This is a genomic window from Arthrobacter sp. 10L424 (assembly GCF_056395325.1).
Map to the genome: position 1 here is coordinate 98,075 of NZ_JBFTJH010000002.1, position 16,653 is coordinate 114,727.

Consider the following 16,653-nt stretch of genomic DNA (forward strand, 5'->3'; position numbering starts at 1 on the left):
CGCATCCAGGTGGATGCCGGACCTGGTGGTTCCGCCCGCCCTGTCTGGCCAGGGTCTCGGCCACGGCCATCAGCCCAGCAGCGCGTCGAGCGTGATGAATGAGTAGCCGGCCTGCCGGATCCGCCCGATCATCCCGGGCAGGGCGTCGGCGTCGAGGGTGGTTCCGTCGTCGGGGTTGGAGCCGATGTGCATAAGCACGATCTCCCCGGGCTGCAGCCGGGCGAGGACGCGGTCGGCCACGATCTGTGCCGTAACCCCGCCGTTGCTGCCCTTCCAGCCCAGGGTGTCCACGGTCCAGCGGACGGGCAGGTAGCCGTAGGCGTTGACCGTAGCGATGGTCCGGGCGTCGCGGTCGCCGAGGGGGAAGCGGAACAGCGGCCGGGGGTCTCCGCCACCGGCCTGGATGGCGCGCTCGGCTGCCGACAGTTGCTGCCCGATAGCGGCGTCGGTGAGCTCGGTGAAGCCCGGATGGGTCATGGAATGGTTGCCCAGCCGGTGGCCGCCCGCCACAATCGCGGCGATTCCGGCCGGGTTGGCGGCGGCCCAGTTGCCGGTGAGGAAGAAGGTGCTGCGCACGCCGGCGGCGGCGAGGGTCTGCAGGATGTCTGGCAGCCCGGCCGAGTTGGCTCCGGCGTCGAACGTCAACGCAACCACCGCTCCGGCCCCCGGGATCACCTCGACGTCGTGGCCGGCCAACGCGGCGGGGAACGGGGCGGGAGCGGACGCCGGGGGCGGGGCAGGAGGTGGCACAGGCGACGCCGGCGACGCGGGCGGTTCGGACGCGGGAGCGGCCGGCGCGGGCACGGCCGGGACAGTCTCGCCGGGGGTGGGGGCCGATGGGCTCGCCAGCGGTGAACCGGCAGCCGGACTCGCCGTCCCGTCGGCCGGCGGCGACGGCGACGGACTCACCGGCGGGCTGTCAGTGGCCGACGGCGACGACGTCGGGCCCGCTGAGGGCGGAACCGATGAGAAGATCACCGCCAGAACCACCGCGGCGGCCAGCAGAAGCACCGCAGTCGCGGCCGCGACCCAGCGGCGCCGCTCGCCCCGGAAGATCGCCCACATGTTTCACTGTGGCGCCACCGGCCACAGCCGGGCTAGGGCTGAAGTGCCCGGGACAGGCCGAAAGTCCCAAGCAACGCGGGGATCCTTGGCGCCCATGTTGGCCCCTCGGATGGACGCAATCTGACCCCGCGTTGCTAGGTAGAGCCGTGCGGCGCGTTGGGAATCAGGCGGTCGGCACGGCACCGGTCGAACAGCCGGAGGAAGGAGTCTTCCGTGCGGCGGTATCCAGTGAAGCCCGCCAGGCGGCTCTTGCTCATGTCGGTGACGACTTCGAGGTTCCGGCCCAGATCACCGTCTGTGTGCCACCAGGAGGCGAGCCGTGCGAGGTCGGGCTCGGCCAGCCCATGGCTTGCGGCAATCTCTGCCCAGACGCTCTCTTTGCCGAGCATCTGTTGTTCGAGCGGACGGGGTTGCCCTGCGTAGCCTACGGGTTCGACGCCGAAATAGGCGGCCAGCGCGGGCCACATGCGCCGCCAGCGGAAGATGTCGCCGTTGACGATGTTATAGGCCTCGTCGCCTGCGCCGTCCGCGGTGGCCGCCCAGATCATGTGTTCTGCCAGCAGCCCGCTGTCCGTCATGTCCGTAAGGCTGTTCCACTGCGTCTCGGAGCCAGGGAAGATGAACGGTTGCCCGAGTTCCCGGCAGATGGATGCCTGGACGGCGAGCGTGAGACCCATGTTCATCGCGTTGCCGACCGCATGCCCGATCACCGTGTGCGCCCGGTGCACGGACCAGCCAAAGCCCTGCTTCCCGGCGGCAGCCCACAGCTCGTCTTCCTGGGCATAGTAGAAGTTGGGGGTCGGCAGCCTCGGCTCGCTTTCGCGGAAGGGAGTGTCCGGCATCTCCCCCGCCGCGTACGCTTCAAACGGGCCCAGATAGTGCTTCAGCCCGGTCATGAGAGCCACGTGCTTCACCGGATGACCACTGAGGCTGGCGAGCAGGTTCCGCAGCATGGCCGCGTTGGTCTCGATGTTTTCCTGCTCCGTGTTCATCCGCGCCCACGCGGTGTAAAACACGTGGGTCGGCCGTTCGCCGGCCAGGGCTTCACGCAAGCTCTCCACGGAACGCAGGTCCGCATTCACATGGCGGACATCGCCGCGCTGGATCCGGCTGCGGGACAGTGCCACCACGTCCCAGCCCTCATCCGTCAGCCTGTCGACCAGGGCGGATCCGGCAATCCCCGTGGCCCCAACCACCAGGGCAGTCTTGGTCTCAACGGGGTCTGAATTGCTTCGCATGCCATTCCTCCTGGTGCTGTCCCGCTGCCTGGTTCTCTGGCTGCGCGGTGGCCGGCCCCCTTCGTCCGGGCTTGCCTGGCCGGGCGGGTCTCCCCCGCCCCGGTCCAGCGTCTCATGCCGGTGCGATGACGGCCCGCCGGCGCTTCGTAACCTGTGCCTGCAGAGGCCTTCCACGGCGGGGTCCGCAGTAGGATGCAAGTAGTCGAAGAGGCTAAACCCGATGCGATATCAAGGCAGGATATCCGTGAAACTCTTGCTCCGGTATCCGCTGGTTGCGGGCACGGTAGCTGCGCTGCTCGCGGTGCTTGTCCTGCTCCTGTCCGGGCAGCCGCTGATCGCGCAGATCTTGGCCAGCGTCTATGCCCTGGCCGTGGCCGTGTACCTGGCCGTCGGCATGGTCCGCCGGGTAATGCGCGGCCAGTGGGGTATCGACATCCTGGCGGTCACCGCGATCGTCAGCACGGTCCTCGTGGGCGAGTACATCGCCTCCATGATCATTGTCCTCATGATGGCCGGCGGCACGGCACTTGAGGACTACGCCGCCGGCCGGGCCAAGAAGGAACTGACCTCCCTGTTGGAGCGCGTCCCGCAGACGGCCCACCGGGAACGCAACGGCGGCCGCTCCGCAGGAACCAGTACAGGAACCAATACAGCCGGTCCCGCCGCCGGAAGCTCCGCCGCCGGAACCCATACAGGCGGAACTGACGACGGCGGAACCCACACGGACAACACCAACACGGACAACACCAACCCGGACAACACCAACGCGGGCAGCCAGCACGAGGATGTTGCCGCCACCGACGTCCAGGTCGGTGACATCCTGCTGGTCCGGCCGGGTGAAGTGGTGCCGCTGGACGGCGTCCTGCTCTCCGAATCCGGCACCTTCGACGAGTCCTCACTCACCGGGGAAAGCCTTCCGGTGGAACGGGTCGCCGGCGACGCACTGATGAGCGGTTCCCTCAACGGCGAGGCCGCGGTCCGGATGCAGGTGTCGGCCATGATGGAGGATTCCCAGTACAGCCGCATCGTTGCCCTGGTCAAAGAGGCCTCGGAGAGCAAAGCACCCATGGTGCGGCTGGCTGACCGGTATGCCGTACCGTTCACGGCGCTCGCCTACATCCTCGGCGCCGTCGGCTGGATCATCAGCGGAGACCCCGCCCGGTTCGCCGAGGTGCTGGTGGTGGCCACCCCCTGCCCGCTGCTGATCGCCGCCCCCGTGGCGTTCCTCGGCGGAATGAGCCGCGCCGCGCATTCCGGCATCATCGTTAAGTACGCCGGCGTCCTGGAGCAACTGAGCCGCATCAAGACGGCCGCCTTCGACAAGACGGGCACCCTGACGTACGGCCGGCCCGCGCTGGTCGCCGTACGGACGTCCGGGTCCCTGACCGAGGACCAGGTCCTGGGCCTTGCGGCCTCCGCCGAACAGTATTCCTCCCATGTCCTCGCCGCCTCGGTGATGGACGCGGCTCGGAACCGGGGCCTGGTCTTCGAATTCGCAACGGAAGCCACCGAATTCGCCACGCACGGCGTCCGGGCACGCTTCGACGGCCGTGACGTGGTGGTCGGCAAGCCCAAGTTTGTCGCCGAATCGGCCGGCGCCGTCGTGGAGGCGGAGCTGGCCAGCGGCGAACTCGCCATCTACGTGGGTGTGGCCGGGGAATTCGCCGGGGCGCTCGTGATGAGTGACCCGATCCGCAGGGAAGCCCGCCGCACGCTGACCGAACTGGCGGCGATGGGCGTCACCCGGACGGTCATGCTGACCGGCGACGCCCTCGCCACCGCCGAGCACATCGCGGACGAGGCTGGACTCACCGATGTCCGGGCCGAGTGCCTGCCGCCGGACAAGGTCGAAGCCGTGCGGTCCCTGCCCCTGCGCCCGGTGATGATGGTCGGCGACGGCGTCAACGACGCCCCGGTCCTGGCCGTCGCCGACGTCGGAATCGCCATGGGCGCGCGCGGCTCGACGGCGGCCGGCGAGTCAGCCGACGTCGTGATCATCCTCGACGACCTGTTCAAGGTGGCGTCCGCCGTGCGGATCGGCCAGCGCACCGTGAAGGTGGCGCTGCAGAGCATCTGGATCGGCATCGCCCTGAGCGTCGCGCTAATGGTCGCGGCGGCGGCCGGGTACGTCCCGGCCATCGCCGGGGCCCTGTCCCAGGAACTGGTGGACCTGGCCACGATCCTCAATGCATTGCGCGCCCTCAGCGCCGGCAAGAGGGGTGCCGGGACCAGGGGGCCGGACACCGGGACCACGGGGCAGAAGGCTGCCGGCGGCACTACCGGAGCGCTGGCTGCTTCCCGGCCTCCGCGATCCGCGGAACAGTCCTGAGTCCCCGTGGTTGAATTCAGGAGACTAGACTCAGGGCATGTCAGATCATGGGGGGATCCGGACTCAGCGCAGGCGAGTCCTGTTCATCTTGGCCGCGCTTCTTATCCCGCTGGCCGGGTGCGAGTATGACGGCCCGGATGAGGGGCCAGCTCAATCGTCCCAGCAAGCTACGGAGCCAGCCCGCACACTCGCAGAAAACATCGGTGAAGTGGCCCGCTTGCTGGCTGCATCCTCAACGGACCCCGGCATGCCGTCGGAAGCGGAGCCCGCTGGAAAACTGTCCTTGATTCTTGCCCCCGGGGACTATACGGTCACCGGCGCCTGCACCGGCGTGTACGGCGCCAAGCTGACGCTTGTCAGAGGCGACGAGGGGGTTCCGGAGGCTACGGAATTCAAGTGCGACGCCACGCTGGAGCGATACCTCAGACATACCGGCGGCCCCATCACCATCAGCGCGGTCCCGGCATCGGGGAGGCCAGCCGCAGCCGGTCTTACTCTGGGGCCCAACACTGACCCGCAGATGTCAGCGCTGGAAGATTTGGGCGAGTGGGCCTCGCAGCAGCTGAAGTCCGAGCTGCCGGGAGAGGTGCGCGGCTTCACTGCGTCGGACTCTCCCACCGGATTCGGGACCTCAGCCGAACCTGGCACCTACGAACTGCAATTCATTTGCGATGGACCGCCCAGGGCAGGGCTGTCCGTATCCACCTGGGCAGGCGCCGAAGTTCTTGCCCCGGTGCAGGTTGACTGCAACGGGGACACCTTTAAAGCGACCGTGCAGCTGGTCACCGAGGGAGCAGATTTCAAGATGGACCCCGGCAGCGGCCCGGCCGCCCGCTACGCCTTCAGGCTCGTTCCATGTAAGTAACTTGTTCCGGGCCGGAATGGCCGCGATCAGACGTTTTGGTCGGAGGTTGCCACCCATACGGTCCGGGTGGCACGGGGTTCCAGCTCGACGTCGTCGGGGAATCGCTCCAGCAGTTCCGCCACGGCGTTGCGTTCTTCAGCGGTCAGAGCCGCCAGGTGCGCAAAACGCGCGAACCACTGCCGGGCGTACTCCCGCGCAGCCGGAGTCACGGGCGCGACGGCTGTCACCTCGGACCGGGTGACGCGGAACCCGGCGGCCTCGATGACCGGCGTCCAGTCCGGGTGGTGGTTCCACCCCTCGGCCGCCGCGGCGGCGTGGCATCGCTGCTCCAGCAGCGCTCCACGCGGGTGGCTTAGGAAGCGCGGCAGGGCGGCGAGTTCGACGACGGCCAGGACACCACCCGGCGCTAGCGCCCGGCGGACCCCCGAGAGGAGCCGGGCGGGGTCGGTGACGTGGTGCAGCGAGGACGAAGCCCACACCAGGTCGACTGGCGCCCCGGCCAGCGCATCCGCCGTCGTCAAGGGGCCGGCGAGCGCAGGGAAGCCGTCGTCGAGGTCGGCCTCGACCACGGCGAAGCCCTGCCCGCGGAGCAGCTCGAGCATCTGCGGGTCGTTGTCGACGCAGGTGACCGTTGCGTCCGGGTACCGCCCGCGCAGCAGCCGGCTGCCTGCTCCGGTGCCGGCGCCGAGGTCAACAACACTGCGCGCAGCCGGCACCCCGGCCAGGTCCAGGACGGCTGCGAGGTGCTCGCCGAACACCTCGGCATCGAGGTCGAGGACGAGGTGCTGGTCATGACTGCCGGACTGCTGGTGGGTCTGCTGGTAGTCGTGATCCGGCGTCCGGTGGGCGTGGTGATTCTTGTTCATGACCCTTCCATCTTGGCCGCAGGGCCGGTGCCGGCAGCAGTCAGCTCATCATCAAAGCCATAGCGTCGTCGGTCCAGCACGATGTTGGAGACGGCTGCCTCCGCGGCGGCCGAGAAGGGGCCGAAGTGCCCCTCAACAGCCCACCGGGTTTCCTCGTCGATGAGGTCGGCGTTGATCCTTGCGCCGGCCATGACCCCCTCGGCCGCCGCGGTGATCACCTGCGCCATCAGGTTGGAGACATTGCCCCCGGCATACACGCCGGGGACGGCAGTCGCACCCATGGCGTCGGTCTCGATGAAGTGTCCGGCCCCCGACGGGTGCACCTGGGGACGCAGCCCAAGGGACTCGAGAAGCGCGGACCTGGCCTCCATCCGTGTTCCGACAGCCAGGGCCTCGACGTCGAACGAGGCGCCCTGGCGGAGCGTGAGCCCCGTGAGGACGCCGTCGACAGCGTCGACGGAAGCCACAGCGCCGTCGACGACCGTTATGGACCTGGCAGCGAGCTTGTCCCACTCCTCGTCGGCGGGTTCCACGGTGTCGTTGAGGAAAAGGGTGACATCCGGGGACCACTGCCTGAACAACAGTGCCTGATGGACGGACAGCGGGCCGGTGCCCAGCACGCCGATCCGTTGCCCGCGGATTTCCCAGCCGTGGCAGTAGGGGCAGTGCACAACGCCCTTTCCCCATTGCTCCCGCAGTCCGTCAATGGGAGGCAGCCCATCGGTCAGGCCGGTGGTGACGAGGAGCCGTCTGCCGATGAACCGGCGGCCATCTTCGAGAATCACCTCGAATCCATCGGCGGTCCGACGTGCCGAAACGGCGTCGCCGTCAATGACCGTGCCTCCGTAGGCAAGCACTTCGCTGCGTCCGATGGCCAGGAGTTCCCGGGGGTTCATTCCGTCCCTTGACAGGAATCCGTGCACACCCGCCGCGGGTGCGTTGCGGGGGGTTCCGGAATCGATGACCAGCACCGAGCGCAGCGCCCGGCCCAGCGTCGTGGCCGCGCTGAGTCCCGCAGCGCCGCCGCCAACGATTACAACGTCATACCGTGTGGGGTCCATGTGATTTGTCCTTCATCGCGTCCTGAAAGTTCGCCGCCGGCGTCCTGGGGCGGTTACACCAGCTTTCCCTGCCCGTGCGAATTTTGACAAACATGATTGCCGTTATGGCAAAGTGGGGGCATGGAAAATGAACTGGACGATGTTCTCGGGGCCGTCGGCCCCCGGCTTCGGGCGCTCCGCTCGGAACGGAACCTCACCCTCGGGGAGGTGTCCTCCGCCTCCGGAGTGTCGGTGAGCACCCTGTCCCGGCTGGAATCCGGCCAACGCCGGCCCAATCTCGAACTCCTGCTGCCCTTGGCGAGGTTGTACGGGGTTCCCCTCGATGATCTGGTGGGCGCGCCGCCTACCGGGGATCCGAGAATTCACCTGCAGCCCATCACTCACGCCGGCATGACGGCTGTTCCTCTCACGCGCCGCCCCGGCGGATTGCAGGCCTTCAAGATGGTGCTCGACGGCGGTGCGCGCGGGGCAGAGCCTGACCCGCGCGTCCACGAAGGCTACGAATGGCTGTACATCCTCAACGGACGGCTCCGGCTGGTCCTGGGCGACAAGGACTTTGAACTTCGCCCCGGCGAAGCCGCGGAATTCGACACCCGCACACCACATTGGTTCGCCAGCGCTGACGGCAGACCCGTCGAGTTCATCAGTCTGTTCGGGCAGCAGGGCGAGCGGATGCACGTACGCGCGCGGCCCAAGCCCTCATAGCGAAGAGGTCCGGCGGGTTCTGCGATGAATTGCAGGAGACGACCCTTCGCTTAGGATCCCGTGAGGCCAGAGATGGTGGGGGCAACTGTGCCCCCTATTCGGATCGCCTGTGCAATTGCTGTGCGAACTGGGTGGAACGGTATTCGGTAGGCTGAGGCCGACATTTGTCTTCGACACAAGCGCGGCCGGTCCTTGAACTGGAAGTGGCTGCCCGAAGAATTCCATCGAGATGCCGGCAGGGACTACTGATGCTTGGGTTGATGCGGTGACGCCCTGGGTTGGGTGGGGGCGCGCCTATTTCGCCATGCAGGCGCTTGCCGGTCTCGCGTGGTGGATCGCGGTTTTCGCGTCGCTCCTGGTGCGCGAGGCGACCCTCGGCAGTCTCGACCCGGTCGCAGTGGCGGTCTTCGACATTCCACTGTTCGTTATGGCCTCGGCCGTGGCGGCGTTCGGCGTCAGGGCTGCCGCGGCAGTGGCTACCGGCTGGACGGGCGTCGTCGCCGTCGCACTGGCGGTTTTCGCCACGGTCACAACCGAGGCGGGCTGGGGCGTCCTGGCCATGGGTGCCGCCACCGCTGGTTCGCTGATCGCTCTTTGCCTTGTCTTGCTGGGGCGCGTGCCCACCGCGTGGATTATCGGCGGACCATTCGGGTTCCGTCCCGCGAGCAGCCGCCCGAAAGCCGCAACCCATGTGGCTTCAACATTCGGTCAGATCGTCCTCTTCTGGGGGTTCTTCCTGGCCGTGGTTCCTTGGGCCATTGTGTTTTTCGAACAGCGGTGGGGCGTGGCCCTCCCGTTTCCAATGTTTGCCGGTTATTTCGGTGCCGCGCTGCTTCTACTCGCCAGCGCTCTTGGCATCTGGTCGGCAGTAGTGATGTCGACGCTTGGGGATGGCACGCCGCTTCCAGCGGCGATGCCCAACCGTCTGGTTATCGCAGGTCCGTACCGCTGGATTCGTAATCCGATGGCGGTTGCGGGAATCGTTCAGGGCGCCGCGGTCGGCATCATCCTCCAGTCATGGCTCGTCGTCGCCTACGCCGTCGTGGGCTCGCTGGTGTGGAACTTCGCCGTCAGGCCGCTGGAGGAATCTGACCTTCAGAAACGGTTCGGCGAAGAATTCCAGAGGTACCGCGACACGGTGCGCTGCTGGCTCCCCAGGTACCGGAGTCACTTCGCTCTCAAGGTCGATGACTGTCGGCCAGAGCCCGGGTCCAGGTCTCGTTACTAGGGTGACATTTAGCGCTGCGAAAACGGCGCCACTTTTCTCTGCGCTCCACACACCGCGTCGGAACGGCGCCGCCGGGCCGGAACGCGGCCGAGTTCAAGCGGACGGCGGAAGCTGAAAGATGAAGCGGTCGTCGGGGGACCACATGTGCTCGTCGTCGCATCGGTAGCCACGCAGCCACGCTTGGCCGTCTACGACGCGTAGGTAGAAACCCTTCGGATACTCGTCGTCGTGACTAAGGACTTCGGCGGCCACTGTGAGGCCGCCGTCGGGTGCCCGCCCCGAAGACATCACGGAGTCGCAGGACTCCACCTGCCCGTTCAGAGCAAGGCGCAGATAGGGCCCGGTATCCACCGGGCACAGCAACAGGCCCTGTTGCTGTGCAACCTCGAAGATCTGAGGAAGCGTCGCCCCGCCTGGAAGTCCTAGTTCGGCGACCGTCCGCTCAGCGACCATCACGGGACGAGGGGAACGGTCACGGAATGCGACGTCCTCGAGCAGGGTTTCCGCATGACCGTTGACCAGGATTCCACGCGAAGTCAGGCTGGTCATGAGCTGACGCCGGGAAAGCCCTCCGACGCTCACTTCGAGGCGTTCGACGCGAGTTCTGTCCGCCATGGGTCTCCTTTGGGTCAGTGTCTGCCACGGGCTGGTGCATCGCTCCTCGAGGGGCAAGATCCCCATGTATCAGCTTCGGCCGACGAGGTGTCTATATCTCCAAGATTTTTCCGGCGAGCCACTCGGGTTGGCTGATGAAGGGCGAATGGCTTGAGTTCAAACTGACGATGTTCGTACAGCGGCCGGCCATTCGTTCCTGAAGGACAGGGCTTAGCGCTCTGTCCTGTTCACAGTGAATATAGGTGCTCTCGGTGGTTTTCCAGGCGATGCGGCCGGGTACACCGCGACCGTGACCGGGTTGTTGAGGTACCAGGAGCGAAGTGGCCCATGCGCTGTCGGCGGCGGAACAATCAGCGTACAAAACCTCGCGAGCCCGTTCCGGCTGAATACTGGTAGACCCGTCGTCGTTGTACCGGATGGCGTCGTTGACCAGTGCTGCTGGACCCCCCAACGTGGAGCCGCTCTCACCAGTTGCCGGAACGAAAGCCGCAACGTACATGAGATGGCGGACCCGCTCCAGGCCAGTGATAACAGATCCGCCGTAAGAATGGCCGAGGACAACTGGCGGTAGCAAACAGCGATCGACCATCCCTTGTACTTCCGCAGTGTCCGCAGCTAGCGAACCCCTATGCAGACGAGGAACATGGACGCTGGCGCCCAGGCTGCGCAGATTGGCCGCCAACTGATCGAAGTGGGCCGGCTGGTGCCACAAACCATGGACGATCACCACCTCAGTCTGCTGATTCATCCAACGAGCCGGGGCGCGAGGCCAGGGCGATCAACTGTAAGCGGATGGCGCGAGACCGGCTCAGCGCCCATCGGGAAGCTTTGATCTAAGTTCTTCCGCATGGGAAGCGATGGCCTGTCGCTGGTCCCGCGTGAATCTTCGGACCTGCAGGTCCAGGACTACACGGCTGCCCAGTTCCCCCACGCCCAATAGTTGTCCCACTCGGCGGATTGCTTCGTCCGCGTCCTCTGAATCGTCTATCACCTGGAAGACCTCGTCGCGCCGGCCCATCGCCTGCTCCATGGCCTCGAAGACCATCAATTCATCCCTCGTCCGCCGCTCATCCTCATCCATGCCGCGATTCTTGCACGACCGGCAGTCTTTGGGGCATTTCCGTCCAGTTTGGGGAGTCTTCGCCGGGCGCTGCGGTCACACTGCGCGTTAGGTGATCGAGCTAACTAAGACCAGAGGTAGTCCCGATTCAGTTTCACCACAGCCCTGCGATGGAGTTGTTGCCGTGCGACTATGACGGGTCAGGTCTCTTCATAGTGAGGCCTTCCGTTCGCATCAGGGACGACAGCTCCGGAGATGAACCCAACCCACTCCGATTGACCGTTCCTAAACAGATCCGAGGCTCGATGCATGCAAAGGTACGCATCCTGACGCCCCAATTTAGAGTCAAGCGCATCCAGCACTTCACTTGTACTATGCAGCCTTCGCTCCTGCCCTAGGGCATCGACAAGCACATACGTCCAACGGTGCTTCAGTCCGAACGGGCCAGACCGCGTGTGCTCCACTACCCTGAGATACTGCTCGACCAGCTCAGCCATGCGAATCACCAAACTCCAAGAAGGTTGCGGATCCTGATGATCCGGTGGGCGTGACGGTTTTCGCTCACTGTACCGAACAAACTGGGAGCGGTTGTTCTTGGCCGGATGAGCGGTGCTTGTAAGCCGGCGCACCGTCGAACTGCCAAGCGCCAGAGGTGACTGCCCCCCAACCAGGAAACTAAAACGACCGCCCACTGATGCCCGTAAGCCCGTCCCTCACTGCGACACGAATCGAGTCAGACAGCGGATGCGGTCGCTTCTCGGCCGACGATCATGGCTAAGAGGTCGTCGAGAGTGCCGTGGCACGTCTCCAACTCAGGTAGGTGGTAGAACGCGCTGGTGGTCTCCAAGTTGTTGATGACTTCGTCCGGCGCATGCAGGATTGTCCTTCTGCCCTGAGCGATCGCGATGCCAAGCTCAACATGCGTGCCCTTCCCGCCTGGAAGCAGGATTACGACGACGTCGGCACCCATCACTGCATCTTTCTCATGCTGCCCGATGGACCGCAGATCACCGAGGGTGGCTGTGCCCGCATCGCGCGCCGACGCGTTCGGGGTCCAGTCGTACGTGTTGACGTAGCCCTTGCTTTCCAAGGTTTGCACGACGTACCGGACGTTGACGATATTCCTGAAGCTCGACGCGACATAGAACCTTTTCAAAGCTTCTGCCTCCTGATTGGAACTGCGACCATTGTTCCTCACCGAGTCGGCCCGGTGCGTCACGTTCGCCCCCTAAAGGCATCCCCTATCTGGCATCAGGGTGGTCCGTTGAACCACCGTCTCCAGTGGTCCAAATGCTGCAGAATCACACTTCATCGGGCGCCCGCAATCGGGTCCCCCACTGGACAGATCCGTCACCAGGGCGTGCCCCGAAGATCGATGTCACCCTTCAGCCACTCGCTCGCGTCGCGCCTGGCGGAGCAGATCAGGATCGGGCCACCCTGAGACACGACCACGGACTTCTGATCCAACCGGGACAAACATCGTTCCGTGGCATAGACCGGCACCCACCCCGCTGACTCATAAAACGGCACGACTTCCCTTCGACATCCGAGAAAGCCAAAGTCGACTCCGGCCCCACGCATCGCCTTTTGGGCATATCGCATTACTCGCCGACCAAGACCCGTACCGCGTGAGCGTTCATCGACCAGGACACCTCCCGTGCCAGCCACCAGGACCTCATCGGGGCCCACTGCGATCCGGCGACGTTGAAAGCCCACATGAGCAGCCAAAGCCTGTCCGTGGAACGCCAAGACGTGAGTATCTGCAGGTGAATAGCCGTAGGGCGCGTCGGGGTTCCACGGGCCAAATTCGTTAAAGTACTCGCTATCGAAAAGGCTCTGGAGCGCACCAAGTTCCGTTGCAGCGAGGTCGACGTGTCTTCGTACGCGAATGACTTCAGTCATGGTTTCAGCATATGTCTCCGCATCAGCGCTAATCTCGGGTGATCATGTGCACGGCGGGCACAGCCTCCGACTGTGGTGGTGGTGCCTGGACGAATCGCAACATGAATGCGGAACAGCGGAGGCGTGCTCATGACACGCTGAGAGTCGTTTTCCGTCGAAGACCCCCGGGTGAATAAGTCATCGTGATTCACGACCAGCCGGTCGCATCTAGGGCCAACCCAGGGACGGCAGGTGAGCAACTCCAGCAGTTCCTTCCAGCCTGATCTCGCGGCAACTGGCACGCCGGCGAGAAACCACGCTGCGTGGCCGCACTGCGGTGAACAGACCTTTGTCCGGCGCCGTCCGCGCGCAGGCGTACCGGCGCGGTGACCCATCCGCCGTCGGCCGTTCCCGTCAGCCGGCCGCGTCCGGTCGGTGCCGGCCCAGCGTGCGGAGGTAGGAGCCGAAGCCGTGCGGTGCCCGGGCGTGGATGCGGCCCGACGTGAGCACACGCATGCTGTCCGTGGCCGTCACCGTGAAGGCCCGGTTCCGGAGGCTTTGCACCAGCGTCCGGTCCTCGTGCGAGGCGAGCTTCGGGAAGCCTCCGGCGGCCAGGTAGGCAGAGGCCCTGACCCCGAAATTGGCCCCGTAGATGTGCGGGTGGTTTTCCTCGAATGGATGGTGCTCCAGCCAGCGCCTGCGCAGTTCCGGGTCCATCCCGTCCGGGTCCGGTTCCACGGAGCCCAGCACGGCGTCGGCTCCGGCCTCGGCGAATTCCAGCTGGCGGACGAGCCAGTTGTCCGGAACCTGTGAGTCAGCGTCCGTGTTCGCCAGCCACGTCCGTCCCGCCCACGGCTGGGGTGTCCAACGCCTGCCGGGCGGCCTCCGCCGGGCCGCGCCGATGCCGGCGGCACGGATGCCGGCCGCTCGGCTTGCCCCGGCGCTGCGGAAGCTAACCTCGAGGGCACAGAAGCGCCGGTCCGCCGCGACAAACTCGGCCGCGATGCCGGCGGAGCCGTCGGTGCAGCTGTCCAACACCACGGTCACCCGGACCTCGACGTCGGGCCGGAGGCGGTACAGGGCGTCTGCGGCACGCTGCACGGCCAGCAGGGCGCGGCCGAGGTGCTCCTCTTCGTTGTGGGCGGGAAGCACCACGCAGATCCGGTCGATACTGTGTCCGCGGGGCAGCGGCAGGGCAAGGGCTACCATCTAGCGGCCCGCGCCCGGCACGACGGCGGCTGCCGTCCGCTGATCCCCGCCGGGCCCGGGCGCGATCAGGACCTCCAGGATGAAATCGCGTTCCCGGTACAGCCCTGCGTCTGCCCAGCCGAGCTGGCGGCGGGCGGCGGCGTGGACGGAGTCGCCGTCGAGCTCCCAGCCGGAGATGGGGTGGCGCCAGTGGCACAGTGCCAGGGTGCCGCCGGGCAGGAGGGAGGCCTCGACCCGCTTGAACAGCTCAGCCAGCTCTCCGGGCGAGAGGTAGTAGCCCACCTCGGAGACCACGATCAGGTCGAAGCGGCCGTCCGGCCAGTCCTGCGGGACCGTGAGGTGGCGGGTCCGGGCGGCGGGCAGGTTTTCGAGGCGCCGGGCGGCATGGGCCAGCGCCGCGCTGCTCGCGTCGACGGCCAGGAAGCTGGTGCAGCGTTGCGCGAGTTCCACGCTGAGCGTCCCGATCGAGCAGCCGATCTCGAGCCCTGCCGTGTAGGTCAGGCTGGGCAGGGCCGCGAGGGTGAGGCTGCGTTTGCGCTGTTCGTACCAGCTGGTGGTGTACTGCCACGGGTCGTCGTCTCCGCTGTGGACAACGTCAAAAACGCCTTCCGCGTCGGCGGCGGCGTAGGAGCCGTTGGCGCCGGCGGCCGGATGCTGCCAAGCGAACGTCTCGAACGGCCGCTCGAAATGCTCCATGAACGCCGGCGGAAGCAGCACCTCGTCGCCCGGCTGCCCGGACAGGGGCCTGACCTGCGAGGTGTGGGCAGCCATTGCCGCCGCCTTGGCTTGCCGTTCGGCACGATCCAGCGGCAGGCGCAACCAGGACTGCCAGGCCCGGTCCGTGGCGTCCGCCCAGAGCCAGTACCAGATGGGGTATTCCAGCAGCCCGTGGCCGCCCGCACCGGCAGCTTCGGCGGCGGCGGAGCCGAGTGCATCGTGGTCCGTGTGGCCGTCGTGCCGGTAGGGAGCCACGAGCGTGATCCGCTCCGCCGGCAGTCCCGAGCCGGCCGTCACATCGGCGATGGCCTGCTGCAGCGCGGACATCAGCTCTGCCCGGTGTCCCGCGAGCTGGCCGTCCGGCAGGGCCAGGAAGCGCCAGTCCGGGTCCGGCAGCAAATGTGTGAGCGCGCCGCCGAATTCCCGGAGCCGGACGGCGGCGAGCTGTTCCGGCGTCGTGGTGGGTGAGTCCGGGTGGGAGGCCTCCCCCGCCGTGCACAGCAGCACCATCACCCGGCCGCCGAGCCCCCGAATCCGGGCCATCAGCCCGCCGGCGCCGAGGGATTCGTCGTCCGGGTGCGCAGCCAAAACGATGAACGCCTGGCCGGCGAGCTCCCCGGCGTCGAGCGGCAGCTCCGGGAGTGCGGCCAGTCCGCTGGCAGCCCAGGCGTCCTCGCTGGTTCCGGCGTCCTGGTGCGTGAAGCTCACCATGGGTGGTCGCCCTTGAGTGTGAGGGCACCGAGCTGAGCGTCGTCGCGCATGCCGTGGTGCTGGCGGATGTACAGGGCGAGGTCGGCCATGCGTTTTCCGTAGACCGGGTCGAAGGCGAGCGGGCCGGGGCCGAGGTTCTGGCTGACCAGCGTCTGGATGCGTTCGACGGCGGTGGCGACGTTGCCGCGGACGCGCAGGGCCTCGCTCCACGCGCCGGCGCCCGAGAGTCCCCCGGCGTCGATTTCTGCGGCGGTCCGGGCGAGGTACCCGGCCAGGGCGGTGAGGGTACGGTCGATCTCGCCGAGATGGGCCAGCGCGAGCTGGTCCGGTTCGCGGCCGCCGTCGGCCGCATCGGCCAGGGATTCCTTGAAGCCGCGGGCCACCGCGACGGCGCCGCCCAGCCAGCAGGCGGCCACGCCCATGCCGCCCCACGCGAAGCCGGGCCGGCGGTAGTACCAGCCGGCGTCGCCCAGCGGCACGGCCGGAACGGCGTCGAAGTGCACGGTGCCGCTGGGGATTTCCCGGAGTCCCCGGCTGGTCCATTCCGGGTCCGCGAAACTCACGCCGGGGGCATGGAGGTCGACCGCGAAGGCGGCCCGGCCGCCGTCGTCCAGGTGGGCGGTCACGACGGCGTGGTCCAGCTGGGCGGCGAGGGAGCACCATGGTTTGGAGCCCTGCAGCAGGAAACAGCCGTCCGCCGGTTTGGCCTCGAGCCGCAGGCCCGCGGCTTCGGCGGCGAAGACACCCCAGGCGCCGTCGAAGTGGACGCCGTCGAAGTCCGGGCATTCCCAGCCCTCCACCGCCGCTTGGCCAGCGGCCTGGGCGAGAATCGCGGAGGCGTCCAGATGCGGTTCGATGGCCCGGCCGGCTGCGACGTCGACGGCGGTGACGGAGGCCAGGATCTCCCACAGGAAGGCCGTCCGGCCTTCACCGGGGTTCGGGGCGGCTTCCGCTGCGGCTTTGGCCAGCTCCAGCAGGGCAGGGACGTCGCCGACGGCCGACCGGGCGTCGTCCAGCAAGGGGCTGAGCCCGGCCAGGTCCTCCGGCGCGGAACTGATCCTTACAGCGCGGGGCCGCCGGGAATCGGGGGTCCGGTTCATTCG

16 protein-coding genes are annotated in these 16,653 nt (G+C 67.0%); 4 read left to right on the forward strand and 12 right to left on the reverse strand.

Translation table 11 applies throughout. From position 1 onward, the window contains the following. Positions 1-69: 69 nt before the first annotated feature. Positions 70-1,065 carry a polysaccharide deacetylase family protein gene (locus AC1DC5_RS03590; protein WP_476864219.1) on the reverse strand — a complete coding sequence of 332 codons (996 nt, stop codon included), beginning with the start codon at positions 1,063-1,065 and terminating at the stop codon, positions 70-72. Between the two features lie 134 nt (positions 1,066-1,199). Then, entirely contained in the window at positions 1,200-2,303 is a 1,104-nt protein-coding gene (locus AC1DC5_RS03595; RefSeq protein WP_441405102.1) for an SDR family oxidoreductase, read from the reverse strand. Between the two features lie 244 nt (positions 2,304-2,547). On the opposite strand from AC1DC5_RS03595, the gene AC1DC5_RS03600 reads away from it, so the two are divergent. Beyond that, positions 2,548-4,632, forward strand: a complete 2,085-nt coding sequence (locus AC1DC5_RS03600) for a heavy metal translocating P-type ATPase (protein WP_476864220.1) — start codon at positions 2,548-2,550, stop codon at positions 4,630-4,632. A gap of 208 nt (positions 4,633-4,840) precedes the next feature. After that, a complete protein-coding gene (locus AC1DC5_RS03605; RefSeq protein WP_476864221.1) occupies positions 4,841-5,497 on the forward strand; it encodes a hypothetical protein in 657 nt (218 codons plus the stop codon). Positions 5,498-5,523: 26 nt separating this feature from the next. Here the strand turns inward: AC1DC5_RS03605 and AC1DC5_RS03610 are convergent, their stop codons facing one another. Both AC1DC5_RS03610 and AC1DC5_RS03615 read right to left on the reverse strand, forming a co-directional pair. Next, positions 5,524-6,363: a class I SAM-dependent methyltransferase gene (locus AC1DC5_RS03610; protein WP_476864222.1), complete on the reverse strand. Its 840-nt coding sequence runs from the start codon at positions 6,361-6,363 to the stop codon at positions 5,524-5,526. Continuing rightward, positions 6,360-7,424 (reverse strand): NAD(P)/FAD-dependent oxidoreductase, encoded by a 1,065-nt coding sequence (locus tag AC1DC5_RS03615; RefSeq protein ID WP_476864223.1) that lies wholly within the window; start codon positions 7,422-7,424, stop codon positions 6,360-6,362. The genes AC1DC5_RS03610 and AC1DC5_RS03615 overlap by 4 nt, the downstream gene beginning before the upstream one ends. Positions 7,425-7,544: 120 nt before the next feature. On the opposite strand from AC1DC5_RS03615, the gene AC1DC5_RS03620 reads away from it, so the two are divergent. Together AC1DC5_RS03620 and AC1DC5_RS03625 are read left to right on the forward strand one after the other, a co-directional pair. Next, positions 7,545-8,129, forward strand: a complete 585-nt coding sequence (locus AC1DC5_RS03620; RefSeq protein WP_476864224.1) for a helix-turn-helix domain-containing protein — start codon at positions 7,545-7,547, stop codon at positions 8,127-8,129. Between the two features lie 304 nt (positions 8,130-8,433). Continuing rightward, positions 8,434-9,357 (forward strand): methyltransferase family protein, encoded by a 924-nt coding sequence (locus AC1DC5_RS03625; RefSeq protein WP_476864225.1) that lies wholly within the window; start codon positions 8,434-8,436, stop codon positions 9,355-9,357. Positions 9,358-9,450: 93 nt separating this feature from the next. Here the strand turns inward: AC1DC5_RS03625 and AC1DC5_RS03630 are convergent, their stop codons facing one another. The 8 genes from AC1DC5_RS03630 to AC1DC5_RS03665 form a co-directional block, all read right to left on the reverse strand. After that, positions 9,451-9,972 (reverse strand): hypothetical protein, encoded by a 522-nt coding sequence (locus tag AC1DC5_RS03630; protein WP_476864226.1) that lies wholly within the window; start codon positions 9,970-9,972, stop codon positions 9,451-9,453. Positions 9,973-10,063: 91 nt separating this feature from the next. Further along, the gene (locus tag AC1DC5_RS03635) at positions 10,064-10,720 is read right to left on the reverse strand and encodes an alpha/beta hydrolase (RefSeq protein WP_476864227.1); all 657 of its coding nucleotides are present in this window, start codon (positions 10,718-10,720) and stop codon (positions 10,064-10,066) included. A 60-nt stretch (positions 10,721-10,780) separates the two neighbouring features. Further along, the gene (locus tag AC1DC5_RS03640; RefSeq protein WP_441405111.1) at positions 10,781-11,053 is read right to left on the reverse strand and encodes a DNA gyrase subunit A; all 273 of its coding nucleotides are present in this window, start codon (positions 11,051-11,053) and stop codon (positions 10,781-10,783) included. 712 nt (positions 11,054-11,765) lie between these two features. Further along, on the reverse strand, positions 11,766-12,251 hold the full coding sequence (locus tag AC1DC5_RS03645; RefSeq protein WP_476864228.1) for a hypothetical protein: 486 nt from the start codon (positions 12,249-12,251) through the stop codon (positions 11,766-11,768). 131 nt (positions 12,252-12,382) lie between these two features. Next, the gene (locus AC1DC5_RS03650; RefSeq protein ID WP_476864229.1) at positions 12,383-12,934 is read right to left on the reverse strand and encodes a GNAT family N-acetyltransferase; all 552 of its coding nucleotides are present in this window, start codon (positions 12,932-12,934) and stop codon (positions 12,383-12,385) included. A gap of 393 nt (positions 12,935-13,327) precedes the next feature. Then, positions 13,328-14,122: a glycosyltransferase family 2 protein gene (locus AC1DC5_RS03655; protein WP_476864230.1), complete on the reverse strand. Its 795-nt coding sequence runs from the start codon at positions 14,120-14,122 to the stop codon at positions 13,328-13,330. Beyond that, positions 14,123-15,550: a PIG-L family deacetylase gene (locus AC1DC5_RS03660; protein ID WP_476864231.1), complete on the reverse strand. Its 1,428-nt coding sequence runs from the start codon at positions 15,548-15,550 to the stop codon at positions 14,123-14,125. Further along, positions 15,544-16,650, reverse strand: coding sequence for an acyl-CoA dehydrogenase family protein (locus AC1DC5_RS03665; RefSeq protein WP_476864232.1), 1,107 nt, complete (start codon positions 16,648-16,650; stop codon positions 15,544-15,546). The genes AC1DC5_RS03660 and AC1DC5_RS03665 overlap by 7 nt, the downstream gene beginning before the upstream one ends. Positions 16,651-16,653: the final 3 nt, after the last annotated feature.